Below are 26,752 nucleotides of genomic sequence, written 5' to 3' on the forward strand. Positions count from 1 at the left end.
AGTACAATGTTTTATACGTTCTTAATTTATATTTACATTTATCACCCATACATTGAGCATACTATTTATAGTATTTAATAAGTTTCTACTGTATTAATCTATTTAATATTTTTAAATAAATTAATACAAAAATTAAAAATAGAGGTGATTATGTGAATATCAAGCTTATAAGTACTGTTTTATTATCATTACTTACAGTTAATTGTCTATCAAGTAATAGCCTAAGTAAAAATGCAAATAATAATTACTTAACTAAGTGTAATATAGCTTCAAGCAAAACGCCCCAATCCAATACTACTTTTAAAGAATACTCAAGAAATCCTTTAAAAGAATATTTGAGAAATGTTTTTACTAATGAAGCCTACAATGGTTTTGATACAAAGGAATATAATTGGTATTTTAAACATCGTAGTAATGGAATGCCACCTGAGTCTCCTAAAGAAACTGTAGATCTCGTTTCCAAATATGACTGCTATTATTTAGGAGATACTTCTAAAAAAATTTTATATTTAACTTTTGATGAAGGATATGAAAATGGGCATACAGCACATATTTTAGATGTGCTAAAAAAACATAATGTTAATGCAGCCTTTTTCGTTGTCAAACCATATATTACATCAAACCCTGATTTGATTAAAAGAATGGTAGATGAAGGTCATCTAGTATGTAACCATAGTGCAAGACATCCCTCTATGGCTTCTATAAAAGACCAAGAGAAATTTAATAAAGAGCTAATCGATGTAGAAGAAGCTTTTGAAGAAGTTACCGAAAAAAAAATGCCTAAATATTTCAGACCTCCTATGGGCAAATATAGCGAATTATCATTACATTATACAAAAAACTATGGTTATAAAACTATATTTTGGAGTTTTGCCTATAATGACTGGCAGCGTAATAAGCAACCTTCCCCAACATTTGCTAAAAAACGTATAATGGACAGAACTCATAATGGCGCTGTTATCCTGCTGCATGCTGTTTCAAAAACTAATGCTGAAATATTAGATAGCGTAATTACAGAATGGAAGAACCAAGGATATGAAATTAAGAGTTTAAATGAATTACCTAACTAAAAAAGAGCCTACTCTTTGGGCTCTTTTTTGATATCAAATTTAATTTTAGTTAATCATATTTTCTCTCTATTTTTAAGTTCTTCTTTAAACGCCTTTAAAAGTTTTTTCAATTCTTCATTATCTTCACTAAAATCTATTTCATCTCTATATTCTTCACATTGTTTCTCTATATGTTCTGCAATTTTTTTTATAGTTTTTGTATTTTTATCTGCTTCTTCAGTACAATTAGTTTCATTACTAATAATATATCCATCTTTACGTTTATAAAAGAAGCTTATTTTCATATTATCCTCCTCCTAATAATTTAATATATTTTAGGAGAAGGAATTTTATTCACTTTATTATTCTTATATTTTTCATAAAAAAGATCACTTTTCATTTCTCTTTCATATATTCATTTTTTATTTTCTATTTCATACATAGCTGGTTCTATTTTCACTTCTTCGATATCTCCATTAGAATTTGTTCTCATCATAGTAGGTGACATTATAGTTTCTTCTTTTTCTTCTATATTTTCAATTTGGTTGTTTTTTATCTCTTGAATCTCTTCTCTTGATATTTCTTTACCCTCAAAATATACTGCTCGTTTATTTCCTTTATTCATAATAATATATGCACTCCTTTCTCATAATAGATTTCCCTTAAATATAAGGTTTATTCTATACTTATATGGTATGATTTAGATTTGCATTTTTTATTATTAATTAAATATTAAATCAATAATTTTATTCCTGATTTCATCACTTATTTGACTTCCGCTTGCTTTAGGGTGTCCACCTCCACCATATAATTTAGCAAATTGTCCTAAATCAATATTTTCTTTTATCCCTCTATAATTTACAGTAGACATATCTATCATAGCTATAAAATCTAAATGAGGGTTTAATTCAGCTAATCTATTACCCAATTCTGAGATATATTGTTCTGCAAATACTATTCCTATATTAAACCCTTTAATAACTTTTGGTATGATTTTAGTATTTTTATCCTCAATATATCGATTTATTTTTTCTTGTTCTAACTCTAATACTAACTTATCATTTTCATCAAATATGTATTTGTTATTATTTAGTTTAACCACCATTTTTTCTATAAATTTATCTCTGCCATATATCCTTAATAAATCGTTTAATTGTTTAGAATTATTATCCTTAAATATTGTTTTCCATTCCCAAGTATCATATCTCCTAACCATTTCAGCAAAATTAAAAACATTATCAATAAAATTAATCCCTCTATCTAATAATTCATAATAATTCATAATAATTCATAATAAAACATCATAGTACCGCAGTGTTTAATACCATCCTCCACACATTCTAATACCTTAGACCACTCATATTTATCATTTAACCATTTTGCAGTATTATGATGATCTAATAACTGAATGTGTTTGGCCTCAATATTGTCATTAATTAGTTCAGCAACCTCTTCGTTAACTGAAATGTCAGTAATAAAAATCATATCATATTCTTCATATTCATTAGACAATATAAAGTTTTTTACTTTTACATTAATATTCTCAGCACCACTATAATTGCAATATTCAATATTGATATTATCTTTATATGCTACTTCACATAAAATTCCACAACCAACTCCATCTAAATCATTATGTGTAAATAACTTTATTTTCATATTTTCTCCTTTCTGTTATTACAAAGTAAAATCCCGAATTGCATCGGGATTTTACTTAATCAGTAGCTCTTATATCAAGTCATTATATTCTTTTTCTCTTTTATTTTTAATTTTATTCTGTATATTATCAACTTGCTCGTCTGTTAGATTAGTTAATTCCTTAATTTGCTGTCTTCCCATTCCATGCTTCATATAACTCCTTACTTTTTCAACTGTTTCTTCGTGGTTACCTTCAGTAAATTCATTTCTAATCATATTAACTCACCTACCTCTCTTAAAAGTAGATTTACCATTTCTAAAAGTTTTATTCTTAATTTAAAAGTATGATGTGAGTTTACATTTGAATTTCACTTCAAATAATTATATATATGTAAATGTATGAGTATATTAAAAAAAGAGCCTAATAGCTCTTTTTACTAAATTTATATTTAAATTTAAGGTAATCCTCTTACTGGTTTCTTCATATTGGGATCAACATCTAAAGTAATGGGATTTGCACTTTTAGGATCTGTAGTCTTATTATCATTTTTCTTCTTTCTTTCTGATTTTGTTGGCATAATATCCTCTCCTTTCAAACATTATATTTCCCCCACTTAAAAGTTTTATTCTGTTGAGAATACTTTCCATAATGAAGTTGCAGCTTCATCATCTCTATCATTATGTTTTACTTCTTTTATTATTTTACCACCAGTTCTACCTTCACATTGTTTTAATATTTCTCCAAAATAAACATCCCAAGATGCTCCTAATGCAGTTTGTACATCATTCTCATAAGCACCTCGATATGCTACCAAAATATCTTCTGTATTATATTCTCCTCCACCAAGTCTATTAACTAATATATCATGCAAATTATCAATATCTACTTTTAAATCTCCATATTCATAAACATCAATCATTCCCATTCTCCTTTCTAAAGTTATGTTTTCCTTAGAAAGACTCTTTTATACTTTTACATTTTTAAACTCATAATTTAATCTCAAAAACATACATACTTATTACTTTCTTCACTCCAAATATATACTCCTTCTTTTGCTACTATAATGCCACCATTATCTCCATTCCAAGCGTACATTTCTCTCTCTTCATAAGGTGTTCCTTCACTAACACAGGATTCATTAATTTCTTCTTCTATATCTAATATACTAGCTAATCTAATATCTTTATCAGGTTCATTGCACAATCCTACTAAACATTCCTTATCTTTAATAGACCAATCATCTATACATATATAACACAACTGCGATATATATCTTCCAGATACTGAAATTGGAACATTACCATTAATTTTAATAGTATAATATAATTCAGTTTCATCATTTTCTATCACATAATAATATCCATGCATATCATAGATAGTTCCTTTGTGCAAAGTATAGTTATTATCTAATATATTTATCTTTATATCTTTTAACACAATTACTTTTGAATCCTCTGTATTAATTGCATATTGCTCTAAAATACTACTCATTCAAATACACCTCTTTCTATGCTGTTAAAACTAACTTTTCACTCTATTTTTATTAAACATTAAATTATTTTTTTTAATTTTAATAAAAAAATAAAGCCTAATTAGACTTTATTGCGGTATCAAAACAACAGCTACCACTGAACTCATTATATCATGTTTACATATAATTATAAAACAAAAACCCCTGAGCTTAAGCTCAAGGTAAAATCAAATATTTTTGAATTTTGCTATTATCCTATCTTAGTCTGGTACTTTCTTTTGGTATCCAACCCATCACACCATTTATATCTAATCCATAAAACTCTCCATCTTCTTTAGAAGCTGTCACATATGCATCCTTTTCAAAAGTTTTAACAATATTTAATTTTCCACTTACGATATTTATTGCTGCAACTTTATAATTAGTTCTTAAAGGTATTGGTTTAAATTGTTCTTCTGGTAACTTGCCACATATACTCATAACAACAGCTTCAGCACATCTCTGTCTTATATCTTCTTTTTTTAATTTCGCTGCATCTTCGGTATTATCTATAAAACCAATTTCATTTAAAATCGCAGGCATAATAGTTTCTCTTATAACATAGAAATAATCTCCATCTGAGCCTCGCTTAGTTTTAACCCCTCTGCTTTTAAATAATGTTGATAATTCTTTTTCTACTTTAGTAGCATATTCTCTTCCTTTGCCACCATAAATAGAACACCAAACTTCTTCGCCAACTCCGCCTCCAGCATTTATATGATTTGAAATAAATATATCTGCACCCCAATTATTTGCCTCTGTAGTTCTTACAGATAAATCTACATACTTATCCGTGGTTCTAGATATTTTAACTATATGACCCAACTTTTCAAACAGTATTTTCTGTTTTAGAGATATATCAAGAGCTATATCCTTTTCTAAAAGTCCATTGCCTACAGCTCCACTATCCATTCCTCCATGTCCTGGATCTATAAATATTTTCATAATATCCTCCTCCCATTATCATTTTATTTAAATAATTCATTTTTGATTGTAAAAAAATATATTTTTTATTAAACTTTTAAACATTCTCTTTCACTATATCTTATAATCACTCTTTTCTCTCTTATACTCTTTCTTCTCACTTCTTTTCATTTTTTTATAAAAGATATAATATATAAGTTTGTTTTGGAAGATTGCTAATTTTTTATATCCTTATAAAAAGTTGTTCTAAATAAAAATTTAGTGATATTTCAAAGCGAATTTATATGTTTTAAAATGTTTCGAAAGTTTGATTCAGGTTTACATTTTAAATTTAGTTTACATAATGTTAAATATGCAAACTAAATTAGTTTCCTCTTTTGCCATTCATTCACCAACATATTTACTTATAAACTGCACAACCTAAGAATGTAACTTAATAAAGGAGGTAACATATATGAGTTATCAAAAATTAGTACCTAACGCAAAACCTGGTTTAAATAAATTCAAAGCAGAAGTAGCTAAAGAATTAAACGTACCATTAAGCGAATATAACGGCGAACTTACTTCTAAGCAAAACGGTTCTGTCGGTGGAGAAATGGTTAAAAGAATGGTTGAATCATACGAGAAAAATCTATAATCTGTGTTATTGTCTGTACTATTTGGGGATATGTTATTGCATGTCCCCCATCTCCTTTTAGAATAACCTTTCTGTTCATCCTTTCATATTCTAAGGATAAACTCACGTTTCTTACATATACTACATATTGAGAAAACAACTCTTGATATGATATACTTAAGGTAAGAGCTGACACGTTCTTATCCTGAACACTTTAAAATTCATCAAAATTTAATCTTTTAAAAGTACCCTTCTCAGAGGGTACTTTTTTATCTTCACGTCCTATTTTTTAAAATTTTTCTTTTCTTTATGTTGTTTATAAATTTCTATTTGCAGTACTTTTTCAACCATTCTATTAGTTCATTAATCGCCTCAATGTTAAATTCTTTCATTTCCACTACTGGAGTTCCTTTACTTTTATCCTTTTCTTCATCAACAATCACTTCAACAACAATTCTATTATTATTTTCACCAACAACTATCATTCCTTCCTTTTTATTATTTTTACTCTTGAATCCAATTACTTGAGTTGATGGATTAGTTTCCAATGCTCTAATTTCACTAAACTCTACATCATTTGTTAAATTTTCCTTTAGTGTTTTTAATATATCAATAAATTTATCTTTATCATACTTCATCTTATTATCTCCCTTCTATGCAATAACTTTTAGTTTCTTTTGTTTCTATTTTTTATTAAAATACTAAAGTTAATACATATAAATCTCTTTCATATCCGTTATATACTTTTCTACTCTTTTTTATAGAAACTCTGATATATAAGTTTGTTTTGAAAGATTACTAAGTTTTTATATCCTTATAAAAAATTGTTCTAAATAAAAATTTAGTGATATTTCAAAGCTAATTTATATGTTCTAGGGTATTTCGAGAGTTTGGGTTAGGTTTACATTTTAAATTTAGTTTACATAATTATAAGTATGTAAACTAAATCCTATTTCTTTACAAATTTTACTTCATTTTACTTGAAATTCTTTTTTTTTATTTTATAAACATTTCCTTTATCCATAATTTATTTATAACTATTAAAAAAGAGGCGCTCTTTATAGCTACCTCTCTTGCTTTTAGACTTATTCAACTCTCTATACTCTTTTGGTTACTGCTTCTTAAGATTCAATTTCTTTTTTTAGCTCTTCTATTCTATTTAATAATTCTTTTTCTTTATTCAAAGATTCTTCTTTTACTTTAACAGCTTCTGTTTTTACAGCATCTATAAGCTTTTGCATTTCTCTTTCTTTTGAGAATACGGCTTTTTCTTTTTTAAATTCAGCTTGTTTTTCAATACTTTCTAAAGCTTTTTCTTTCTCTTCTCTTAGCTTTATTATTTCAGCATCTTTGCCAGAAAGTTGTTCCTTTAATTTTTCATTTTCATTACTTTTTAACTTTATCTCACCCTCAAGAGCTTCAACTAATTTTTCTAACTCCACACTACTCTTTTCAAGTTCTTTTATATTTTTATCATCTTCTTTTTTAACATATTTAAGTTCTTTAGTTTGAACTTCTAAAGATTCTACTTGTTTCTTGTAACTAGCATTCAACTCTTTTGTTGTAGCAAAATCTTCTTCTAGTTTATTCAGATTGTCAAAAGCTTCTTTTTTAGAATCCATTTCTAATTTTAATTTATCATTTGCTTGTTTTAATTCTTCTTTAATTACAGCTATTTCTTCTTTATATGTTTCTATTTCAGCATCTTTAATAGAAAAAACTTCTTTATTTGCTTCAACAACCTTTTCTTTTTGAACTCTCCCCTTCTGAATAGTATCTTTATATATTTCTACAACCCTATTTAAATGATGCTGAAGTTCATCAACATTAGAAGCAAGATCATCCTCTTTTTTCATATTATCTAATTCAAATAGATTTAAAAGCTTTCTAACAAACTCCTCCCCTTTTAAATCAGATTCTCCCATAACCTTCTTGGCTTTTTCTTTTAAACTCTCTGGTACTTTAACTCCCCATAATACTGATTTTTCTTTATTATTTTCCATTATAAACATCTCCTTTCCTTTTATTTTACTACCATCACTTTAACTTTTCAATAATTGGTTTAACCTTAAACTCTTGGTTAAACTAATTTATTTTAAATGATTTAACTAATGTTTAACGTTAATAAATTATTAGCTATATAAAAATTAATCTCTCTCGTTAAATATGGGGATATTCTTTTACTTAAGGAAATAGAAAAGTGATAGTTAAGATGAAAATGTATTTGGTAAATCTTTTTTTGACAGTCCTAATGAAAAAGGAGGATGTGAAAATGTATGAGTACAAATTTGAAAAAATAGAAATGAAGTCAGGCTTTTTACGAGTAAATCCTACAGAAGATTATCACAAAATAATTAAAGAATATGCAGTAGAAGATTCGAAATTAATTCAAATTTTTGCACCAGCAATCAGCGGATATGGTGCACTAAGTTGTGGTAAAATTGCAAAATATTATATTTCATCCCTAAACAGGAACATTTTTACTATTAAATCACTTGTTTTGTTTTTTTACTCTACACTTAGCATTAATTACACGTACTAGTGGTATACATAACTCCTAAGTATTCATCTTTCCACATCATCAATTTTTGTTCTATCATAATAAGTACTTCCTGGTACATGATATATTTTCCCCCTGTACTCTTACTTGTATCCTTTTATGAGTCCTTTTCCATTAGAATCTACATACTATTTAGATTTTGAGTTATTGTCTGTCTTCTATATGTCCTTTTGCATCCTCATCATCTGCAAAATCTTTTATATAACTCCTATCTCAACATAGTAAATTCCAATTAAATAATCTTCACACTCTAAACCCTTCTCTAATGTAAAATTCTATATTAGACGATATTTCATATTCCTTTATTTTGAATTATAGGAGTATTTTTATATTTATTATTGAATAATCTATAGTAGTGAAAGGGGGTGTAGTTAATGGCAAAGTGTAAAATTGTTACTTACGATCTTTGTGGTGATAAAAAAGACTATCAAGATTTAATCGTTGCAATTGAAAGTTATCCTAATACTAAAATAACTGAATCATGTTGGTTTTTAGTAACTAATGATTCTCCCGTAGAAATCAGAGATAATCTTAGTCAATATTTAGATACTGATGATAGAATTTTTGTTGGTTCATTAGACGTATCAGCCGCTTGGAAAAATATCATCGGCAATAATACTTTCATAAAAACTAATATCCAATCAATGAAAAAATAATAAGATAAAGATAAAGTATTAAGTACTATACACTTAATACTTTATCTGCCTTACTATACCTTTTACTCTTTTATAAAATCTATGTTTTATTATATGGATAATTTCTTCTCCTTCAAGATATTTGCCCATAATTCTCTCCTCTTGTCTTTCTTGAAATAACCTTAGTTTATTGTGTCTATTGAAATTCAATCTTTTTTACATATCTTCTCATTTTAGAAGTAATAGCATATCTATAATACGGCATATGAACACAAAATACATACGGTATAGAGTTTATAACTTCATCTATTATTCCTATCATTCCATGCCATTCTGAATGATCTAGAATTTGTACATACTCTCCTTTTTCCATATTGTTTATTCTCCTATCTTAATAAATTTAAATCATTAAGAATTATTGTCACTTCAAGTATTTTTTATAACAAAAACACCAGCTAACGACTGTAAAGTCTGTAGCCAGTGCTTAAGCTGAAAAATCTCAATTATAATTTATTTCTTGATTTTTCACTTGTGGAGAATATCTAGATATGGGGGTTACTTTATATTGTTAACATCCTTTAAAATTTTCTCAAGCTTTTCGACAGCTACAATTCGCTCATTACACTTCGCGCTATCTAAACATATATCAAAGCCTATTGACCTATAGTTGCCATTCTTACTATTAGCTGTTTTACAGATAGGTGAAACAAAGGCTACTTCATTTTGGTTACCTACATGATTGCAAAGCGCACACACATGAGTATTATTGGAACTATGATTTGAAATTCTACATGCCATACCTATGAGTTTATCATTCATATTGTAAACTACAAATAATTTTCTAATAGATTCATCAATCCAACCTAAATACACATTCTTTGAATCTTGTGCATTTATGTTTGGTAATTTAAATTTCTTTTCCTTTTTAAATAATTTATTAATTTGCGCATTTGTAATGTTTTGCATTCCATATATATATTCATCCAATCCAGATAAATAATTATCAATTTGCAAGTGATCATTTATTTTACTAATATCAAGAAGCTCTTTTTCTTCCTCAGATAAATTTGTAAAAAGACATAATATTTTCTCGTTTATATATGCTTTAGTTGCTTCAATAATGTTAATATCTACACAACCTCTGAAAGCATTATTTAAATCCTTTAAACATTTTTTTATATAATTATACTGATATTTTTTTATAAAAGCATTCATAAAATCTAGCACCTCTTTTTTAACATATGTTGTTTTTATTATTCATGTAAGTAAATATGACCTTACTTACAGTTTTATTTTACCATTAGCCCACTAACAAAAAGATGATTATTATTACTCCAACTGAAAGTAACAATAATCATCCTGATTTAAAACATACTCCATATTCATAATCATTTTACTTCTGAATCTTGTCTTAAATTAGAAATGATAACTCTCATTGGATTGCCATAATGAAATCATAACATAGTTTAAAATAAGCATTCAATCTAATAAATAATTCTGTAATGATTATGAGCATAGAAGTTTTCCTTGACGTATTATTCTTCTTATACTCTTTTCTGACAGGTAATATTCTTGAGTTAGTTCATTAATAGTAACCCCATCAATGTATTTTTTATAAATCTCATTATTTCTTACCTTAAGACTATTCTTTATACCACTCTTTTCTCCCCAGGCCTTATGGTTTTCCTTTTTTCTGGGTACATAAAGATATTCCCCGTCTACATATTTTTGTATTATTTTAACAATTTCCTCTGGTAACACATCTTGTGCTTTTGTATACTTCATTTCCTTACTCCTCCACTCTTATCATAGTATTAAAGCAAAGAATACTAAAAAGCTATGTGTTACAGAGCCTAAAACATGTACGCATTTCAGCTAAATTAACAGCTTAGGCTCCAAACAAAGCATAGCTGACTTTGTTGTAGTCTTTGCGAGGAGCAAGCTGATTTGGAGCTGAATGTATCAATTACCTTCATAAAAACACCCCCAATACGTTACGCCTATTATATCATAATTAATGTTAAATTGAATATATGGCTTGAAGATATTTTACTCTAAAAAGTAATTTTGCAAACTTTTTTGAGGTTTTTTATTTATTTGTTTAATTGAAAATAGAAAAATAAAACAACGTATATTTAAGATTACTATCTATAAATTAAGTTTTAAAATCAAAAATACAAACATATTTTAAATTAGTTATTATGTTTAAATAAAAGTATTTTTGATGAAAGGTATAAATCGGTATGAAAAATATTAATATAAAAAAGCTTTTTAAAAGTAATGATATAGGAAATATTATTATTCTAATAGCTTCAATTTTACTATTATATTTACTTATTTCAGTATACTTTACTAATCATTTCTTTTTTAATACAGTAATAAATGGAGTAGATGTCTCATTAAAAGCACATGATGATGCAGATGATATAATTAGAAGCCGTATTAAAGATTATAAGCTGCAGTTGATAGAAAGAAGTGGAGAAGCAGAAGATATAATAGGACGAGATATAGGAGTGCAATACAATGAAAAAAATAGTATTTCTATTATTTATTACAATAAAAATTCATTTAAATGGATAATCTCCTTATTTAAGGATCAAAAATATTATGTAGATGATTTATTTGTTTATAATAAAGCTCATTTAGAAAATAAAATAAATGAATTAAACTGTTTAAATAAAGATATTATAGAACCCCAAAATGTAAGTTTTAAGTATTCAGATAAATCATATGAGGTGATTGAAGAAGTATATGGAAATAAGATAATTAACAAGAAATTAAATGAATCTATAGAAATGAGTATATTAGAAGGAGAAACAAAATTAGATTTAAATGAAAAGCTTTGTTACGAAAATCCAAAGTACACTTTAATTTCTGATAAAACTCTTGAAACTAAGAATTTACTAAATAAGTATGTATCAACAAAAATTACTTATATATTGGGAAGTGAAAATGAAGTGTTAGATGGAAATATAATAAATGAATGGCTTAGTGTTGATGAAAATTTAAATATTGTAATAAATGAAATTGCAGTTAAGAGGTATGTGCAAGGATTGAGTAAAAAATACGATACAGTTGGAATTGCAAGAAATTTTAAAACCTCCATGGGTAAAATAGTAGAAGTTAAGGGTGGACTCTATGGATGGAAAATTAATCGTGATGCTGAAATAAGAGCATTATTAGAAAATATAAAACTTGGCAACGTACTTGAAAAAGAACCTATATATACTCAAAAGGCTTTATCTAGGGATGAAGATGAAATAGGCAATACTTATGTAGAAATTAATATAACAAGGCAGCATTTATGGTTTTATAAAGATGGAAAGCTTGTAACTCAAGGTGCTGTAGTAACAGGTAACCCCAATAAAGGACATTCTACTATGCTTGGAACTTATATGCTTAATTATAAACAAAAAGGAGCAAATTTAACAGGACCAGACTATGAAGTTAAAGTAGCTTATTGGATGCCTTTTTTTGGGAACATCGGAATACATGATGCAAACTGGAGATATTCTTTTGGAAGAGATATATATAAGAGAAATGGAAGTCATGGATGCGTAAATGTGCCTTTGTATTTAGCTAAAACAATTTTTGATAATATAGAAGACGGAACTCCTATTATTTGTTATAAAGAATAGAAATATATAAAAAAGAATGAGATAAAAGTTGAATTTGAAATGTACAATAATCTACGTTTTGTCATTCATAAGTCAAGCAAAAATAAAAAACTCACTTAGAATTTATACGGAGAACCGTACCATAAATAAGGTTAAAAATTAGAATTAATTTATACAGAAAAGTTAACGCCATTATATAAGCTACAATTTTAATAAATAAGAAAGAGTAAAGAAAAATAGCAAACTTTATTTTTGAGATTTGCTATTTTTCCTTATTAATTTATATAACCTAAATCAAATCGTCCATGCCGTTAACTGTAGCCTGTTCATTTTCATTAATAGGAATAACTATGCATTTTTGACCATCAATCATTTGAGCTTTGATTTTATGTATTTTTTCAGGCTTTACCTGAAGTATAACATCATAGTTAGGATTATCATCCTCTGAACTAGTAGATGGAGCTTCCTCCAAATTATCTTCTAAAGGTATATTATCCTCATCATCAAGCTTTTTAGAATCTTCAGCTTCTTTATCCTCATCTGCTTCTTTCTTTACTTGTTCAAGTTTATGCTGCAGAATTTCTACTTGTTTTTCAAGCCTTTCTTCCTTTTTCCTTTGAGTACTAGCCTTAAGTATTTTCGAGTCAATCAGATTTTCTGCTAAAGGAAGATCCTCACCAAAGCTTTCTACATAAGATTCTTCAATTTTAGTAGTAACTTCTTCAGGAACTCCACTTTCTATTAAAAGTTCTTGTATATTTTTCTTTGTTAAAGTTATAGGCTCACTATCTGTATCATCATATATTGCATTGTACTCATCTATCATGGTATCTAGGTTTTCCTGTATTTCCATAAAAATTTTATCAGCTTTTTTCTCATCAGTACTAACAGAATCTTTGACTATTGCTTGGAAAGTTTCTTTTTGTATAGCAGCGGTTTGTCTTGAAGAACAGCCTAGAGCTTCTTCCATTAATTCAGGATGAGGGCTCTTTTTATTTTTAGTATAGTACATAATAGAATTAACATCTGAACTACGATCTATAAAAGCAGGGAATACAAAGCCAAGAGTTGGAGCCTCCACCACCCAATCTCTAATACGCGCCTTTATTTTCTTTTCTTCTTCAAAGTATCTAAGACCAGGATCAGAAAGTGAAACAGGACATATAGCACACAAAATATACTCATACACTTGTTCAGATTCATCTAATTTAGCATTATCGGTTGTTTTAGTAATAACATCATAAGCATCATGAAAAACAAGTATTAAAAAATTACCAGCATAATCATAACTATCTATAATAGATTCATAAAATTTTTGAAGCAAATCATCATCTTTTAATTCGCTTTTTTTAAGCTGCATAAGAAAAAGTTGTTTTTCGTTTTCAAGATTCTCATTAAGCGGGAAGTTAAGTTCTAAAATATTATTGCCAATAGTTCCAGATAGTACTTTTTTAGTGATTTCTAAGTACTTAAAGTACTCATCCTCATCTAAATTCAAAAAGCTTTCTCTGAAATTTAATAGGATATTCTTTTCACCATTAACATAGCAACCGCACATTTTAGTGAAGGTACAATGATTTTTCTTAAAACGTTTTCTTAACTCAAGTATATCTTTTTTTCTCATATATGACCCCTCAATCTATTCTTTATATATTTACATATTATCATTATTAAGTATAGTATTTTTTTTATATTAAATAAAGATTTATCGGGTAAAAGGAAAGTAGATGATATGAAAACTGCATGAAGAAAATTGCATTTATTACTGATGCGGAGAACCGTACCACAAGTAAATGATGTTCTATATTGTTATTTTTAATTTAGAATATAAGCATTATATGCAATTGATTAAGAGAAAATTAGATGACTATACAAAAATATATTTGTTGGATATAATAGATGTGAAATTACTTATGATGAGGAGTTTTATAATATGAAATACTATTTTGCACCGTTAGAAGGTATTACTGGATATATATATAGAAATGCATATCAAACTTTTTTTGGACAAATTGACAAATATTTTACACCCTTTATCTCACCAAAGAGTAACAAGGGCTTTACTTCGAGAGAATTAAATGATATATTACCCGAACACAATCAAGAACTGTCTGTGGTTCCTCAAATACTTACAAATAATGCTGAGCATTTCATTCGTACGGTAAACGAGTTAACTAAGTTTGGTTATAATGAGATCAATTTAAACTTGGGCTGTCCATCTGGTACAGTTGTTGCAAAACATAAAGGTTCAGGATTTCTTGCACAAAGAGAACAACTGGATGAATTTTTAGAGGATATATTTTCAAAGGCATCAACGAAGATTTCCATAAAGACAAGAATTGGAAAGGATTCCCCAGATGAATTTTATGAGCTGATTGAAATCTTTAACAAGTATCCTCTTGAGGAGATTATCATTCATCCAAGAATACAAACGGACTTTTACAAGAACAAGCCAAATATGGAGGTATTTAAAGATGCATTAGCATTAAGTAAAAATCCTGTTTGCTATAATGGTGACATTTTTAATGTGTCAGACTATAGGAAATTGGTAGAAATGTATCCAAGTTTAGGTGCAGTAATGCTAGGTCGAGGCCTTATTGCAAATCCAGCATTAATCGGAGAAATTAACAATAATCATGTCGTAGATAAGCAGGTAATGAAGGCATTTCACGATACAGTTTATGCAGGCTATCAGAAAATCCTTTCTGGAGATAGAAATGTATTATTTAAAATGAAAGAATTTTGGTTTTATATGATACACTTGTTTGCAGAGAGTGATAAATATGCTAAGAAAATAAGAAAGACAGTTAGATTACGTGATTATGACGTAGTTATATCGAGGCTGTTTCAAGAACTTGATATAGAAGAAACACTTTTACGCGGATTTTAATATGATTAATATTAATACAAAAAATAACATATTATTTCATTACTAAGAGTGCTAACTTAACGTTAGCACTTTTTATTTTTTAATTAAAATTCACCATATAGTACTTATTTAAAATAAATTAGTCTCCCCTTCCCTCTTTCTCAGAATTTTAAATTTTATTAAATATCCATTATACTCATATCCTTTTTTCTATGTAAAATCTTAAAAATATTTTTCATTATCTTGAAAAATTTACCCATAAGGATTACACTATTAACAGAACATATGTTCGCATTTTGTTCGTCTTCGCCATAAAGGGGGATAAAAATGAATAATAGCATAAATGATTTCTTAAAAAGCAAAGGTATATATAGTTTAAAAATAAATGGACAAGTTGTTTTGCATCAAAATAATCTCTATAATACAGCTCTAACCAATAAATCTTCAAATAAGAACACTAAGACTAATATTAAATAAAAATGAGGTGAATATTAATGACTTTATTTAAAGATAGATTAAAAGAATTAAGATTAGAAAATGAATTGACTTTAAAGGAATTAGGTCAAAAATTAAGATATAGTGAGTCAACTATGTCAATGTATAAATCAGGTGAATGTCACCCTAAAACTTCAGAAGATTATTAAAGAATAGCTAGCTTTTTTAATGTATCAACTAATTTTTTATTAGGTAGTAATTATAGTAGAAATATAACTGAACTTGAAGCTACGGAATTAGCTGAAGAATTTTTAGATTCATTAATAAATCGTGGAATAATAAAATCCGCGGAAGATCTAAACCCTGAAAATATATTTTCTATATTAGACGAAATATTCAAAGATGTTAAAAAAGATACAGATTAATTTGTATCTTTTTTAATTTATATAATTATCTATTTTATTTTTAATGCCTCTACTTAAAATAGACTTCTCTCCCCTTCTACAAAACAGGTATATAGGTACTTATCTAATCAAAACTAAATATTTTCTTCTTCAAAAGTGCTCTTATAAGCACTTTTTATCTTTATGTTTTGAGTTGTAGTTCTCCCCTATTTAAACCATTTATTTGTCATTAACTAGAGAAAATATTCTTCCAGTATATGTTTGTGAAACTTTGGTTTATTTTGGTATAATTGTATAAGTATTAGTAGTTACGTAATTTAAATAAAGTGAGTAACAAAGAACATGCAATGAGTTATGACAAGATTGTAAAAAAAGTTGAATAAGAAATTATTTTAAAATATATTATAATTCAATAATAATAATTACATTAAATTGAATAAATAATAGGAAAAATAGGAGGATAATATGAAAAAATCGATTAAAGCATTGATAATTACCTTTATAGCAGGTGCTATTGGGATTTATTTAGGTGCAGCTATAGAGCTTGAAGGATATTTAGGAGTCATTTTATCAATAGCTACTATGGGGTATTTTATTATTTCAGCAATTGAAGACATGCACAATAAATAAGTGTAAGCTAGCTCAAATTTATTACATAATATTCTTAAATAATGATTTAAAAGATTAATAATCCTAGAAGTAATTAAGACACAATCGCAAAATATTATGTCTTAACCCCCAAAGTGCTAATATAGGTTATCACTTTTTACATTATCCCCACCCCCTTTTCTTTATTTACTTTCACCTACTGCTTGTAAAATTTTCTTATATTACCTTTAAAAAGTTATTGAACTTTTTATATAATCTTTATATAATAGTCTTCCGATAAAGTTGTATTAACAAATTTCAAATATAAATAACTAAGTTAATTATCTGGAATATTTGTAGAGCTCTTATTTTGAACCTACATCATTTATACGGGAGTTCAATATCTAAATGTGGATTAGTTCTATAAGACCAACTATGAGTGGCAAGAACAGCAAAGCATTTGTGAGAACACCCACCTATGGAGAGATAGGTGTCAAAATCAGAGTAGCGGTATTTTGGATCTATAAATTTAATATCAATAAGATAAATACTTATATTATAAGAGAGGTAGAGGTGCCTCTCTTTTTTTCATATCTGTCTCCCCTATCTCTTTTTTTAAAATTAGATAATATACTGTACAAGAGTAAATTGTGAAGTTGTAGTAGTTTAATATGACAAACTAAACTTCATCTGAATAATCCTTCTAAAATATGCTTAAATTATGAGAAAGGAAAAACGTATCTAAAAGGAGGTTTATATGCTAAATACTAAGTTCATAATAGGAATTATTTTTGCAATTATATCAGCATTAATATTTATAATAGGAAAAAGTAATAGCACAATACCACCAGCGATAATTTTTTTAGTTCTTGGTATAATATTTATTGCAACTTCTAAGAAGCAATGATTTATATATAAATTTAGAATAAAAACATTGAAGCAAAATAATAAAAAACATAGAAAAGTAGGTTTCTATTTCTTTAGATATTAAGACTCACCACTAAAAGTGCTAATATAGGTTAGCACTTTTCACATTATATACTTTATTTAAACTGGACTTCTCTCCCCTGCTGCAAAATATCCGTAGAGGTGTTGGGTAAAGCTGCAGCATAATCATAACCAAATATTTTCTTCTTCAAAAGTGCTCTTGTAGGCACTTTTTATTTTTATGTTTTAAGCTATAGTTCTCCCCTATTTAAGCTATCTAATTATCAATACCTAAAGAAAATATTTTTCCAGTATATGTTTATGGTATCATAGTTTATTTTGGTATAATTGTACAAACATTAATAGTTACGTAATTTAAAGAAAGTGTGTATTACCAAGCATAGATACATTAAAATATAATCGTAAGAAAGCGTGACATAAGAAGGTATAATGTGTTAAAACAAAGTTGCAAAATTATACGAAGTAAAGATTATTTATATTTTATTTAGACAAATCCAAGCAAGGTAGGATAGGAAATAACAGATACATTTTAGTACAATTTGTATATGGAGGTGAGAAAAATAGATTTTATTCAAAACTTGCAGAAAGCAATCGATTATATGGAAGAGCACATATTAGAACCCATTACCTATGAAGATGTTGCAAAGCATATCTACGTGTCAAGCTATCATTTTCATAGAACATTTAGTTTAATAACAGGCATTACAGCAAATGAGTATATTAGAAATAGAAGATTATCAATGGCGGGGCAAGAAATCTCTATATCTAATGCAAAGGTAATTGATATTGCTTTAAAATATGGTTATAATTCGCCCGAGAGTTTTACAAAGGCATTTACTAGATTTCATGGCATTACGCCAAATGTGGCAAGGCGTGCAGGTATGAAATTAAAATCTTTTAATCGCCTTCTCATTAAAATAAAATTGGAAGGTGGTACTGTTATGGACTATAGAATTGAGAAACGAGAAGAATTTAAATTATTGGCTAAGATTAGAAAGTTTCGAAATGAATCAATTTCAGAAGCGGGAAATACTGAAATTCCGGACTTTTGGAAAGAATGTGGTGACAATGGCACATTTGATGTTCTAAAACAAAACTCTAGCAAGCATGATATTTATGGAGCTTGTGCACCTATATCAAAAGAAAGTACACATTTTGATTATGGCATAGGTATGGAATTTAATGATGGTAATATACCTGAGGGATATAAAATATGGGAGGTAAAACCTACTTTATGGGCTGTATTTAAGTGTATTGGTGAAACTCCAAATTGTATAGCCGAAACATGGGAAAAAATTTTTTCAGAGTTTCTTCCAGGTTCAGAGTATAGTATGATTGACGATACTGATTTTGAATTGTACTCCCACGAACCTAATGCAGATTGCTTCTGTGAAATATGGGTTCCAGTTAAGAAAAAGACATATGTATAATTGTTATTATTGTAGGTTATGAGCATAATTTTTACTTAATTAGTTAGTATGTAATCTTCTTAAATGTAGGCTTAAAACGTTAATAATCAAAGAAGTTGTTAAGACATAATAGCAAAATATTACGTCTGAACACTAAAAGTGCTAATATAGGTTAGCACTTTTTACATTATCCCCTTCCCCTTTTCTTTATTTAGATTATTTACTTTCAAATGCTACTTGTAAAACTTTCTTTTATTACCTTTAAAAAGTTATTGAATTTTATATATAATCTTTATATAATAGTCTTCCGGTAAAGTTGTTTCAACAAATTTTAAATATAAATAACCAAGTTAATTATCTAGAATATTTGTAGAGCTCTTATTTTGAACCTACATCATTTATGCGGGAGTTCAATATCTAAATGTAGATTAGTCCTATAAGACCAACTTTGAGTGGCAAGGACAGTAAAACATTTATGAGAACACCCACCTATCGAGAGATAGGTGTCAAAATCAGAGCAGCGGTATTTTGGATTATAAATTTAATATCAATAAGATAAATACTTATATTATAAGAGAGGTAGATATGCCTCTCTTTTTTTATTTGTCTCTCCACTATCTCCTTTTCTAAATTAAATGATATAATGTACAAAAGTAAATTGTGACATGATTGTAAAAAAATTTGAAGTAATAATAATTTATATTTTATTTAGGAGGTTGCTATGGGAAAAACATTGTCTGAAATGTCATTAGAAGAACTTTGGGAATTGTTCCCCATCATTTTAAAAGAACATAATCCTTCTTATAAAGAATGGTATTTAATTGAAAAAAGTGAAATAGTCAATGCCCTAGGAAGAAATGACATTAAGCGAATTAATCATATCGGAAGTAGCTCGGTTGAAGGATTGATTTCTAAACCAACAGTAGATATTTTGTTGGAAGTTGATTGTAATTGCAATATAGAACAAATAAAATCAAAGTTAAGTAATGCTGGTTGGACATTAATGTCATTTGAATGTAAACCAGACTTAAACATGTCCTTTAATAAAGGATATACTTCAAATGGTTTCGCTGAAAAAGTTTTTCATCTCCATGTTCGATTTTTTGGAGATTGGAATGAATTATATTTTAGGGATTATCTTTTAGTTCATAAAGAAGTTGCAGAAAAATATGGGAAATTAAAACAAGGACTAAAAGAGCAATACAAGCATAATAGAGATGGGTACACCGAAGCTAAAACCGAATTCATTATGAAATATACAAAGATAGCAAGAAAAGATTTTGGTAATAGATATTTGCCAATATTATGAACATAATTTTTAGTTAGTCCATACTATTCTTAAATGACGATATAAAAAACTAATATTAAAAGAACCAGTTACGATATAATAACAGCGTATTAAATCTTAACACTAAAAGTGCTAATTTTTTAGCACTTTTTTATTTGTCTTTCCCCTAGTCTCTTTTACAATTCATAGGTAAATAAATATCAAATAGCTAATATATGTAATGCTATGATATAATTATCTAAAAGTAATTTATTAGAAAATTGTATTATGATATGAGGGAAATGAGGGATAATTTGAACTGGTTAGGTCTATGTCCAATTATTATAGGGTTAATTTATTTAATGTATTCCATTTTATCCAGAAATAAAGTTATATGGTATTATAGAAGTGAAAGAATGATTGTGATAAAGGAAAAAAGTTTCTTTAAGTTACAGCTATATTTTTCAATTGCAAATTCAATATATATGATAGCATTGGGAGTAATAATTATTATATACAATCTAGAAAATGTATATGTAGTAGGATCTCCAATACCTTTTCATTTTTTGAATTATTTATTTAAAATAGTAAGTAAGATGACAGCATATGCTAAGTATGAGTAATATAATAATTGTATTTGAGTGTCGACATGCAAACAAACATTCGGTATATTTTAACTAGAAAGCTATGGTATTCAAATTAAATCCATGACAGAACCTTTTGATACCTCCTCCCCTTCTGGTAGATTCATAATTACAATGTTAGCTGGTATAGCTGACTTAGAAAGAGAAACTATTTTAGAACGTATGTGCATGGTGCAAATAGAGCTGTACGTGATGGAAAATGCCTTGAAGGTATAGTTGCCTATGGATATTATGTAGATGAAAATAAACACCTTCAGATAAACAATAAAACTATTCCTGAAATTAATATGAGTGAAGCTGATTTAGTAAGATTGATTTTTGATATGGTAGCTAATAAAAGCTATAGTACTATAAAACTTGCTGATTATTTAAATAGACCAAAGGAGTTTTATACATAATCCTGGTAAATCAATTAAGAAATACAATCAGAACTCTTGTAAAAGAGATAATAGTTAAAACATATGAGGATGGAAAATATAAAAGTGCTGATATCCATATTTAAATACTGCTTTACCAAAGGTATTTCTCTCACGGACAAGCATGTGGACAACACCCTTAACTATGTGGTGAAAAAACAGGTTATTCACAAGCAAAATACCATAAACAATAATTCCAAATAAACATATTAATGCAGTTTGTCATTTTTCAATTTTATTGCTAAAAAAATCTTGTAAGCACTTTTTTTATTTTATTATATAGTTCTCCCCTAATTTCCTATTTAGCTACACTAACAAATGATATATGTTTATACCAACTATTTTGAAATGATTATTAGTATTTGATATAATTATATAAGGTCAATAATTATGCATTTTAGATTAAATGCGTCGCAAGAACATATAATGTTTTAAGACGGAATTATAGAATAATGTGAAATAAAGGAGGTTTTCTTATGAGTAATACTTTTAAATATGAAATTGAAACTACAAAGGAAGAACAATTTATAAACATAAGCTATCTTGTAGAAAAGTCCGTTATAGGAAGTGGAGTTAAGGATGGAATTGCTGTGATTTTTTGTCCTCATACTACTAGTGGCATAACAATAAATGAAAATGCAGATCCTGATGTAACAAGGGATATTATTGTTACTTTAGATAAGCTTATACCAGCCAAAAGTAATTATAAACATTTTGAAGGAAATTCCCATGCACATCTTAAAGCTTCATACATGGGCTCTAGCGCAACTGTTATAATTGAAAATGGCAGCCTTCTTACAGGTACATGGCAAGGAATTTATTTCTGTGAATTTGATGGACCTAGAAACAGAAAAGTATATATAAAAATTATAGAAGGATAGAACTTAATTTACCTCTACTAAGTTAAAATTGACAATGCATAATATTTCTACTTAATTTCTGATCCACAATAAGGGCAATATTTAAAATTATGTTCTACAACTTTCCCACAATGTGCACATCTATTTCCTACTGAATAATTACCATTCTTATATCCAGTTTCAATAGGTCTTAAATCCCAATAAGTAATTTCTATATTTTCTCCTTTTTCAATTCGTTTCCCCTTATCCTGAGGAATTTCATATACTGAATTGCAGCCACTGCACATTATATAATATTTTTCATTCCACGTAAAAAGAGGCATGAAAAAGAAGTGAAAAAAATTGAAGTTCTTTATAACCTTTCCTCCTAATCCTTTATCACAATTTCTGCAGGGTATATTATTTAAAAATTTTATTTCCTTTTGTTTATTTTCTATACCTAATATTCCTATAAAAAACATAAATTCCTCCATAATTAAGTCAGTTACCTATTATTATTTTTTATTATATCATACTGAGATAAACCTTTATACATAATAAAAAACAGAATCTGTTCGATATTTTCATATAAGAAAAATATGACTTAACTTACTAATTATTTATTTGCCATTCAATTTTTGAAATAGCCATTTCATATAAATTCCAATAACCAGTTGATGATTTTCTTACATTCTCTAAAAGTCTTTCTTTTACAAATCCTACATTCTCATAGCATTTAATAGCACTGTAATTAAAATCAAATACTTCAAGTTTTATCTTTTCAAATTTTAAATCTTCAAATCCAATTCTTAATACTTCTTTTAATACCCGTGTTCCAATCCCCTTACCTCTAACCGTTTCTTCTCCAATTAGGAATCTACAAACCCTACCAACTTTATTACTTTTATCTATTTCGCGAAGTTCAATAGTTCCAATAATTTCATCTGTATCAACTAATCGTATTTTATAAACAAATATATTAGAATTATCTTTTTTTACATCATTAAAAAAGTAATCTTCAACTTGTGAGATTGTTAAAGGATAATTATACATAGGTCCAGCCCATTGCAATAAATAATCAGGAGATCTATTAATATTCCAATCTATAATTTTTTCCAAATCTTCTTTTTCTAAATATTCAAGTTTTGTCATCTTTCAATACCTCCTAATAATATGTAATTTAATAATAAATGATTACGTTAAGTAACATTCAAGTCTAATCTACAAAATTTATTACTTCGTTATATTTTACCTTCTTTCGATTCTCAATATCATGCAATTACATCATAATATACTATATATAATACATTTGTATTGGTACCAATTATATCATATGTTGATGCAATAAGGAATTCAAGGTATAATATGGTATGTTGTACTTTGTATAAATATGTTGTTACATAAGTATTTTAAACACATAAAGACTACTTATAGGAGGAAGATTATGTACTGTCCAAAATGTAAAACTAAATATACAGATGGAAGTTTAAGGTGTTCAAAATGTAATCAAAAACTAATAGTAAAATTGCCAATGAAAAAAGTAAAAAAGAAAAGACAATATAATTATTATAATCCTATAAATCTAGAACAGAATAAAAGAAGAAACATATTTGAAGTTTTATTTGAAATAGTAGTATATAGAATATTATATAAAAGATTTATTTTTACATTTATAGGCGGATTTTTATTATATTTTGCTGGAATAGTAGCAGCTTTTGAGATTATGCATTTAAAAGATGCTATACTATTAGTAGATATTCTTAATAAATTTTACCTTTTACTGTTTCTAATAGTAATTTCAATAATATTAGGATGTACAATAGAAGATTGGAAATATTGTAAAAAACTAGGAATAAAAAATAAAATTATCACAGCTATACTGAAAAGCATTCTTTCACTTCTTATAGTTACTTCAGGAATTAATATGTTAAGTAAACCAGTATTTGATTTTGTATATAAGGATTATCATATCTCCCTCGGTACTGTAAACAGTATTAAAAAAGAAAAGTATGGGTACTGTATATACGTTGACCATAAATATCATTCATATAATAGACGATTAAAGCATGTGACAATTGGACAGACATATACTTTTACTTATTCTAAAAGAAGTGATTTGATACTGGATATAAAATAAAAAAGAAGCGTAACACTTCTTTTTTATTTTACCCTTATTTTGTTGTCTTTCCTCGCTGATTATTTACTTGATGTTTTTGATTTGTTTCTTTAGAACCTGAACGTTTTTCAGTACCCTTTTTAGCCATTATTTTTTCACCTCTTTATTGTTATATTAAATAGTACATAGATAGCCTTCTCTTTATTTTGGGCTATGATTTTCTATATTATTTTTTACCTATAATATTATTTAATACATACTTTAGGTTATGAAAAATATACTATTGACTCAATTAATTTCTTACAAAAAGAAATTAGTGGAAATTACAAAAATCATCAATAAACTGTTCTTTTATGTCTTCTACATCTTCATTACTATTTTCTAATTCATTTTTACAAAATCTTTCTTTAAATTCATTATCAAATCCAGTATTAATTCTTTTCATTAAATCATATGGTTCATTACTAATCACTGTATCTCCTCCAAATGTTATCTCTTATTATCTTCTTTATAGAATGGTCTCTTTTCTTGACTAAATGGAAATGGGTTGGTCTCGATATTGGTATCTAATTCATGTATATCCCCCAATTCGGTATTATTACCTATTACAGCAAATTCATCTTCATTGCTTATTGGATTATGTTTTTCATTAATTGCCTCTATTTCATGATGTATGTTATGCATTGTACTTATCTCTTCATCTTTATAGTCTTTCTCACTCATATTCTACACTCCTTTCTCAAAATTAGCTTATCCTTACGAAATTGTTTTATGCTTATAAAAAAATAATAGTTAAAAGGTGCTCAATTATTATTTATAGAGCACCTTTTAACTTAATATATTTATCTGTAATCTATCTAAGATTTACTTATCATTTCTCTTTGATCTAACATCATTTTTTTCATGTTGAATGTTACTACTTTTAGTCCTCTTAGTGCCAATGTTTACTTCTTGACCATTTATATCTCCTTTTTTGCCTTTTTGCATATATTACACTCCTTTCTCCAATTAGATTCCCCTTAAATATGGAGTTTATTCAATACTATATCAAGTACTTAGTTACAACGTTAACTACTATTATTAACTAAAAAAACTGCCTCAATAACTTAGTTATTGAAGCAGCGCTAATAAAAACTTAAAAATAAGTTAATTATATATTTAATATTTTATTAATATCTTTATATAAAATATTAAATATATAAAAAAATAAAAACCTCTTCTAAAGAAGAGATTTTTATTTTTTTGGCTGGGATGGCAGGATTCGAACCTACGCATGTAGCAGTCAAAGTGCTATGCCTTACCGCTTGGCGACATCCCAATATTAGTGGGGTGGACGAAGGGACTCGAACCCTCGACAACCAGAACCACAATCTGGCGCTCTACCAACTGAACTACGTCCACCATATGGTGCAGGTGAAGGGAGTCGAACCCCCATGCCAAAGGCGCTAGATCCTAAGTCTAGTGCGTCTGCCAATTCCGCCACACCTGCATATATTAATTTATTAATGGTGACTCCTAGGGGAATCGAACCCCTGTTACCACCGTGAAAGGGTGGTGTCTTGACCGCTTGACCAAGGAGCCAAAATTTTAAAAATGGTGCTGGCACCAGGACTTGAACCCGGAACCTACTGATTACAAGTCAGTTGCTCTACCAGTTGAGCCATGCCAGCTTAAATGGCGACCTAGAAGGGACTCGAACCCTCGACCCCCGGCGTGACAGGCCGGTACTCTAACCAACTGAGCCACTAGGCCGTATTTATTGGTGATCCACCGGGGAATCGAACCCCGGACAACTTGATTAAAAGTCAAGTGCTCTACCGACTGAGCTAGTGAATCATATTACCCGGCGGTGACCTACTCTTCCACACCGTCTCCAGTGCAGTACCATCGGCGCTTTGAAGCTTAACCTTCGTGTTCGGTATGGGAACGGGTGTTACCTTCAAGCCATAACCACCAGATGACTAGACATCCAAAAATATTTGATTTTGTGATGGTCGGTTACTCAGCTTTCAGCTGAGTTTCCTTTGATTTTTTGGAAATATAGTACTCCTCAGCTTAGCTGAGCAAGTGTCCTTTTTAAAAGAACTTAGTCTCTCAAAATTAAACAGAATAAGTAACAGAGTCATCAAATGGAAGCTTTGCTTCCGTTTCTCCCTAGAAAGGAGGTGATCCAGCCGCAGGTTCTCCTACGGCTACCTTGTTACGACTTCACCCCAATCATCAATCCCACCTTCGACCGCTGGCTCCAAAAGGTTACCTCACGGGCT

At 28.0% G+C, this 26,752-nt stretch carries 37 protein-coding genes, 7 tRNA genes, 2 rRNA genes and 2 other RNA genes; 19 read left to right on the top strand and 29 right to left on the bottom strand.

Annotation, left to right across the window (positions count from 1 at the left end; translation table 11 throughout):
• Nucleotides 1-152: 152 nt before the first annotated feature.
• On the top strand, nt 153-1,070 hold the full coding sequence (gene pdaA / locus OXH55_RS18310) for a delta-lactam-biosynthetic de-N-acetylase (protein WP_268051584.1): 918 nt from the start codon (nt 153-155) through the stop codon (nt 1,068-1,070).
• 53 nt (nt 1,071-1,123) lie between these two features.
• Here pdaA and OXH55_RS18315 read toward each other — a convergent pair whose 3' ends face one another.
• The 9 genes from OXH55_RS18315 to OXH55_RS18355 all read right to left on the bottom strand — a co-directional run bounded on the left by OXH55_RS18315 (nt 1,124) and on the right by OXH55_RS18355 (nt 5,143).
• A complete protein-coding gene (locus OXH55_RS18315) occupies nt 1,124-1,354 on the bottom strand; it encodes a hypothetical protein (protein ID WP_268051585.1) in 231 nt (76 codons plus the stop codon).
• Between the two features lie 110 nt (nt 1,355-1,464).
• Nucleotides 1,465-1,674: a hypothetical protein gene (locus OXH55_RS18320; protein ID WP_268051586.1), complete on the bottom strand. Its 210-nt coding sequence runs from the start codon at nt 1,672-1,674 to the stop codon at nt 1,465-1,467.
• A gap of 96 nt (nt 1,675-1,770) precedes the next feature.
• Nucleotides 1,771-2,331, bottom strand: a complete 561-nt coding sequence (locus OXH55_RS18325; RefSeq protein ID WP_268051587.1) for a hypothetical protein — start codon at nt 2,329-2,331, stop codon at nt 1,771-1,773.
• Nucleotides 2,328-2,708 carry a hypothetical protein gene (locus OXH55_RS18330; RefSeq protein WP_268051588.1) on the bottom strand — a complete coding sequence of 127 codons (381 nt, stop codon included), beginning with the start codon at nt 2,706-2,708 and terminating at the stop codon, nt 2,328-2,330. Before OXH55_RS18330 ends, OXH55_RS18325 begins: the two co-directional genes overlap by 4 nt.
• A gap of 69 nt (nt 2,709-2,777) precedes the next feature.
• Nucleotides 2,778-2,963 (bottom strand): hypothetical protein, encoded by a 186-nt coding sequence (locus OXH55_RS18335; protein WP_268051590.1) that lies wholly within the window; start codon nt 2,961-2,963, stop codon nt 2,778-2,780.
• Nucleotides 2,964-3,142: 179 nt separating this feature from the next.
• Nucleotides 3,143-3,265, bottom strand: a complete 123-nt coding sequence (locus OXH55_RS18340; protein ID WP_268051591.1) for a hypothetical protein — start codon at nt 3,263-3,265, stop codon at nt 3,143-3,145.
• Nucleotides 3,266-3,310: 45 nt separating this feature from the next.
• The gene (locus tag OXH55_RS18345; RefSeq protein WP_268051592.1) at nt 3,311-3,607 is read right to left on the bottom strand and encodes a hypothetical protein; all 297 of its coding nucleotides are present in this window, start codon (nt 3,605-3,607) and stop codon (nt 3,311-3,313) included.
• An 80-nt stretch (nt 3,608-3,687) separates the two neighbouring features.
• Nucleotides 3,688-4,179 carry a hypothetical protein gene (locus OXH55_RS18350; RefSeq protein ID WP_268051593.1) on the bottom strand — a complete coding sequence of 164 codons (492 nt, stop codon included), beginning with the start codon at nt 4,177-4,179 and terminating at the stop codon, nt 3,688-3,690.
• A gap of 235 nt (nt 4,180-4,414) precedes the next feature.
• On the bottom strand, nt 4,415-5,143 hold the full coding sequence (locus OXH55_RS18355) for an N-acetylmuramoyl-L-alanine amidase (RefSeq protein WP_268051594.1): 729 nt from the start codon (nt 5,141-5,143) through the stop codon (nt 4,415-4,417).
• A 433-nt stretch (nt 5,144-5,576) separates the two neighbouring features.
• Here OXH55_RS18355 and OXH55_RS18360 point away from each other — a divergent pair, with 433 nt between their 5' ends.
• Nucleotides 5,577-5,759 carry an alpha/beta-type small acid-soluble spore protein gene (locus OXH55_RS18360; RefSeq protein WP_268051576.1) on the top strand — a complete coding sequence of 61 codons (183 nt, stop codon included), beginning with the start codon at nt 5,577-5,579 and terminating at the stop codon, nt 5,757-5,759.
• Nucleotides 5,760-6,064: 305 nt separating this feature from the next.
• On the opposite strand, the gene OXH55_RS18365 is transcribed toward OXH55_RS18360, so the two are convergent.
• Nucleotides 6,065-6,376 (bottom strand): hypothetical protein, encoded by a 312-nt coding sequence (locus OXH55_RS18365; protein WP_268051595.1) that lies wholly within the window; start codon nt 6,374-6,376, stop codon nt 6,065-6,067.
• A gap of 483 nt (nt 6,377-6,859) precedes the next feature.
• Entirely contained in the window at nt 6,860-7,741 is an 882-nt protein-coding gene (locus OXH55_RS18370; RefSeq protein ID WP_268051596.1) for a V-type ATP synthase subunit I domain-containing protein, read from the bottom strand.
• 269 nt (nt 7,742-8,010) lie between these two features.
• On the opposite strand from OXH55_RS18370, the gene OXH55_RS18375 reads away from it, so the two are divergent.
• Both OXH55_RS18375 and OXH55_RS18380 read left to right on the top strand, forming a co-directional pair.
• On the top strand, nt 8,011-8,280 hold the full coding sequence (locus OXH55_RS18375; protein WP_268051597.1) for a DUF4177 domain-containing protein: 270 nt from the start codon (nt 8,011-8,013) through the stop codon (nt 8,278-8,280).
• 392 nt (nt 8,281-8,672) lie between these two features.
• Complete coding sequence (locus OXH55_RS18380; RefSeq protein WP_268051598.1) at nt 8,673-8,954, top strand: hypothetical protein; 282 nt, start codon at nt 8,673-8,675, stop codon at nt 8,952-8,954.
• Between the two features lie 175 nt (nt 8,955-9,129).
• On the opposite strand, the gene OXH55_RS18385 is transcribed toward OXH55_RS18380, so the two are convergent.
• The 3 genes from OXH55_RS18385 to OXH55_RS18395 all read right to left on the bottom strand — a co-directional run bounded on the left by OXH55_RS18385 (nt 9,130) and on the right by OXH55_RS18395 (nt 10,718).
• Nucleotides 9,130-9,306, bottom strand: coding sequence for a hypothetical protein (locus OXH55_RS18385; RefSeq protein ID WP_268051599.1), 177 nt, complete (start codon nt 9,304-9,306; stop codon nt 9,130-9,132).
• A 182-nt stretch (nt 9,307-9,488) separates the two neighbouring features.
• Complete coding sequence (locus OXH55_RS18390; RefSeq protein ID WP_268051600.1) at nt 9,489-10,148, bottom strand: FusB/FusC family EF-G-binding protein; 660 nt, start codon at nt 10,146-10,148, stop codon at nt 9,489-9,491.
• A 291-nt stretch (nt 10,149-10,439) separates the two neighbouring features.
• Complete coding sequence (locus OXH55_RS18395) at nt 10,440-10,718, bottom strand: CD3324 family protein (RefSeq protein WP_268051601.1); 279 nt, start codon at nt 10,716-10,718, stop codon at nt 10,440-10,442.
• A 458-nt stretch (nt 10,719-11,176) separates the two neighbouring features.
• On the opposite strand from OXH55_RS18395, the gene OXH55_RS18400 reads away from it, so the two are divergent.
• Complete coding sequence (locus OXH55_RS18400) at nt 11,177-12,571, top strand: L,D-transpeptidase family protein (RefSeq protein WP_268051602.1); 1,395 nt, start codon at nt 11,177-11,179, stop codon at nt 12,569-12,571.
• Nucleotides 12,572-12,839: 268 nt separating this feature from the next.
• Here OXH55_RS18400 and OXH55_RS18405 read toward each other — a convergent pair whose 3' ends face one another.
• A complete protein-coding gene (locus tag OXH55_RS18405) occupies nt 12,840-14,174 on the bottom strand; it encodes a DUF4317 domain-containing protein (protein WP_268051603.1) in 1,335 nt (444 codons plus the stop codon).
• Nucleotides 14,175-14,483: 309 nt separating this feature from the next.
• Here OXH55_RS18405 and OXH55_RS18410 point away from each other — a divergent pair, with 309 nt between their 5' ends.
• The 13 genes from OXH55_RS18410 to OXH55_RS18470 all read left to right on the top strand — a co-directional run bounded on the left by OXH55_RS18410 (nt 14,484) and on the right by OXH55_RS18470 (nt 22,411).
• Nucleotides 14,484-15,440, top strand: a complete 957-nt coding sequence (locus OXH55_RS18410) for a tRNA dihydrouridine synthase (protein ID WP_268051604.1) — start codon at nt 14,484-14,486, stop codon at nt 15,438-15,440.
• A 306-nt stretch (nt 15,441-15,746) separates the two neighbouring features.
• Nucleotides 15,747-15,896 carry a hypothetical protein gene (locus tag OXH55_RS18415; protein WP_268051605.1) on the top strand — a complete coding sequence of 50 codons (150 nt, stop codon included), beginning with the start codon at nt 15,747-15,749 and terminating at the stop codon, nt 15,894-15,896.
• A 17-nt stretch (nt 15,897-15,913) separates the two neighbouring features.
• Entirely contained in the window at nt 15,914-16,063 is a 150-nt protein-coding gene (locus tag OXH55_RS18420) for a helix-turn-helix domain-containing protein (RefSeq protein WP_268051606.1), read from the top strand.
• 660 nt (nt 16,064-16,723) lie between these two features.
• Nucleotides 16,724-16,888 (top strand): hypothetical protein, encoded by a 165-nt coding sequence (locus tag OXH55_RS18425; protein ID WP_268051607.1) that lies wholly within the window; start codon nt 16,724-16,726, stop codon nt 16,886-16,888.
• Nucleotides 16,889-17,185: 297 nt separating this feature from the next.
• Nucleotides 17,186-17,372: non-coding RNA, 6S RNA (gene ssrS / locus OXH55_RS18430), on the top strand.
• A 231-nt stretch (nt 17,373-17,603) separates the two neighbouring features.
• Complete coding sequence (locus tag OXH55_RS18435) at nt 17,604-17,753, top strand: hypothetical protein (protein ID WP_268051608.1); 150 nt, start codon at nt 17,604-17,606, stop codon at nt 17,751-17,753.
• 586 nt (nt 17,754-18,339) lie between these two features.
• On the top strand, nt 18,340-19,224 hold the full coding sequence (locus OXH55_RS18440; RefSeq protein ID WP_268051609.1) for an AraC family transcriptional regulator: 885 nt from the start codon (nt 18,340-18,342) through the stop codon (nt 19,222-19,224).
• Nucleotides 19,225-19,555: 331 nt separating this feature from the next.
• Nucleotides 19,556-19,742, top strand: a non-coding RNA gene (gene ssrS / locus OXH55_RS18445) — 6S RNA.
• 182 nt (nt 19,743-19,924) lie between these two features.
• Nucleotides 19,925-20,512, top strand: coding sequence for a GrpB family protein (locus OXH55_RS18450; protein ID WP_268051610.1), 588 nt, complete (start codon nt 19,925-19,927; stop codon nt 20,510-20,512).
• A 272-nt stretch (nt 20,513-20,784) separates the two neighbouring features.
• A complete protein-coding gene (locus OXH55_RS18455) occupies nt 20,785-21,093 on the top strand; it encodes a hypothetical protein (protein ID WP_268051611.1) in 309 nt (102 codons plus the stop codon).
• Nucleotides 21,094-21,177: 84 nt separating this feature from the next.
• A complete protein-coding gene (locus tag OXH55_RS18460) occupies nt 21,178-21,330 on the top strand; it encodes a recombinase family protein (protein ID WP_268051612.1) in 153 nt (50 codons plus the stop codon).
• Nucleotides 21,279-21,512, top strand: coding sequence for a hypothetical protein (locus tag OXH55_RS18465; protein WP_268051613.1), 234 nt, complete (start codon nt 21,279-21,281; stop codon nt 21,510-21,512). Before OXH55_RS18460 ends, OXH55_RS18465 begins: the two co-directional genes overlap by 52 nt.
• Before the next feature lie 494 nt (nt 21,513-22,006).
• Nucleotides 22,007-22,411: a secondary thiamine-phosphate synthase enzyme YjbQ gene (locus OXH55_RS18470; RefSeq protein WP_268051614.1), complete on the top strand. Its 405-nt coding sequence runs from the start codon at nt 22,007-22,009 to the stop codon at nt 22,409-22,411.
• Nucleotides 22,412-22,458: 47 nt separating this feature from the next.
• Here OXH55_RS18470 and OXH55_RS18475 read toward each other — a convergent pair whose 3' ends face one another.
• Both OXH55_RS18475 and OXH55_RS18480 read right to left on the bottom strand, forming a co-directional pair.
• Complete coding sequence (locus tag OXH55_RS18475; RefSeq protein ID WP_268051615.1) at nt 22,459-22,851, bottom strand: zinc-ribbon domain-containing protein; 393 nt, start codon at nt 22,849-22,851, stop codon at nt 22,459-22,461.
• A gap of 130 nt (nt 22,852-22,981) precedes the next feature.
• Nucleotides 22,982-23,521: a GNAT family N-acetyltransferase gene (locus tag OXH55_RS18480; protein ID WP_268051617.1), complete on the bottom strand. Its 540-nt coding sequence runs from the start codon at nt 23,519-23,521 to the stop codon at nt 22,982-22,984.
• A 292-nt stretch (nt 23,522-23,813) separates the two neighbouring features.
• Here OXH55_RS18480 and OXH55_RS18485 point away from each other — a divergent pair, with 292 nt between their 5' ends.
• Nucleotides 23,814-24,506 carry a hypothetical protein gene (locus OXH55_RS18485; RefSeq protein WP_268051619.1) on the top strand — a complete coding sequence of 231 codons (693 nt, stop codon included), beginning with the start codon at nt 23,814-23,816 and terminating at the stop codon, nt 24,504-24,506.
• A gap of 292 nt (nt 24,507-24,798) precedes the next feature.
• Here OXH55_RS18485 and OXH55_RS18490 read toward each other — a convergent pair whose 3' ends face one another.
• The 12 genes from OXH55_RS18490 to OXH55_RS18545 all read right to left on the bottom strand — a co-directional run.
• A complete protein-coding gene (locus tag OXH55_RS18490; RefSeq protein WP_268051620.1) occupies nt 24,799-24,957 on the bottom strand; it encodes a hypothetical protein in 159 nt (52 codons plus the stop codon).
• A 17-nt stretch (nt 24,958-24,974) separates the two neighbouring features.
• Entirely contained in the window at nt 24,975-25,208 is a 234-nt protein-coding gene (locus OXH55_RS18495) for a hypothetical protein (RefSeq protein ID WP_268051621.1), read from the bottom strand.
• Nucleotides 25,209-25,349: 141 nt separating this feature from the next.
• Nucleotides 25,350-25,472: a hypothetical protein gene (locus tag OXH55_RS18500; protein ID WP_268051622.1), complete on the bottom strand. Its 123-nt coding sequence runs from the start codon at nt 25,470-25,472 to the stop codon at nt 25,350-25,352.
• Between the two features lie 256 nt (nt 25,473-25,728).
• Nucleotides 25,729-25,803, bottom strand: a tRNA-Gln gene (locus OXH55_RS18505).
• Between the two features lie 7 nt (nt 25,804-25,810).
• Nucleotides 25,811-25,886: transfer RNA gene (locus OXH55_RS18510), tRNA-His, on the bottom strand.
• A 4-nt stretch (nt 25,887-25,890) separates the two neighbouring features.
• A tRNA-Leu gene (locus OXH55_RS18515) sits at nt 25,891-25,974 on the bottom strand.
• Between the two features lie 17 nt (nt 25,975-25,991).
• Nucleotides 25,992-26,066, bottom strand: a tRNA-Glu gene (locus OXH55_RS18520).
• Between the two features lie 13 nt (nt 26,067-26,079).
• Nucleotides 26,080-26,155, bottom strand: a tRNA-Thr gene (locus OXH55_RS18525).
• A gap of 5 nt (nt 26,156-26,160) precedes the next feature.
• A tRNA-Asp gene (locus tag OXH55_RS18530) sits at nt 26,161-26,237 on the bottom strand.
• A gap of 8 nt (nt 26,238-26,245) precedes the next feature.
• Nucleotides 26,246-26,321, bottom strand: a tRNA-Lys gene (locus OXH55_RS18535).
• 5 nt (nt 26,322-26,326) lie between these two features.
• A 5S ribosomal RNA gene (rrf, locus tag OXH55_RS18540) occupies nt 26,327-26,443 on the bottom strand.
• 200 nt (nt 26,444-26,643) lie between these two features.
• Nucleotides 26,644-26,752, bottom strand: a 16S ribosomal RNA gene (locus tag OXH55_RS18545); the annotation flags it as partial.

Source organism: Clostridium ganghwense (genome assembly GCF_026735165.1).
Classification (GTDB): Bacteria; Bacillota; Clostridia; order Clostridiales; family Clostridiaceae; genus Clostridium_H; species Clostridium_H ganghwense.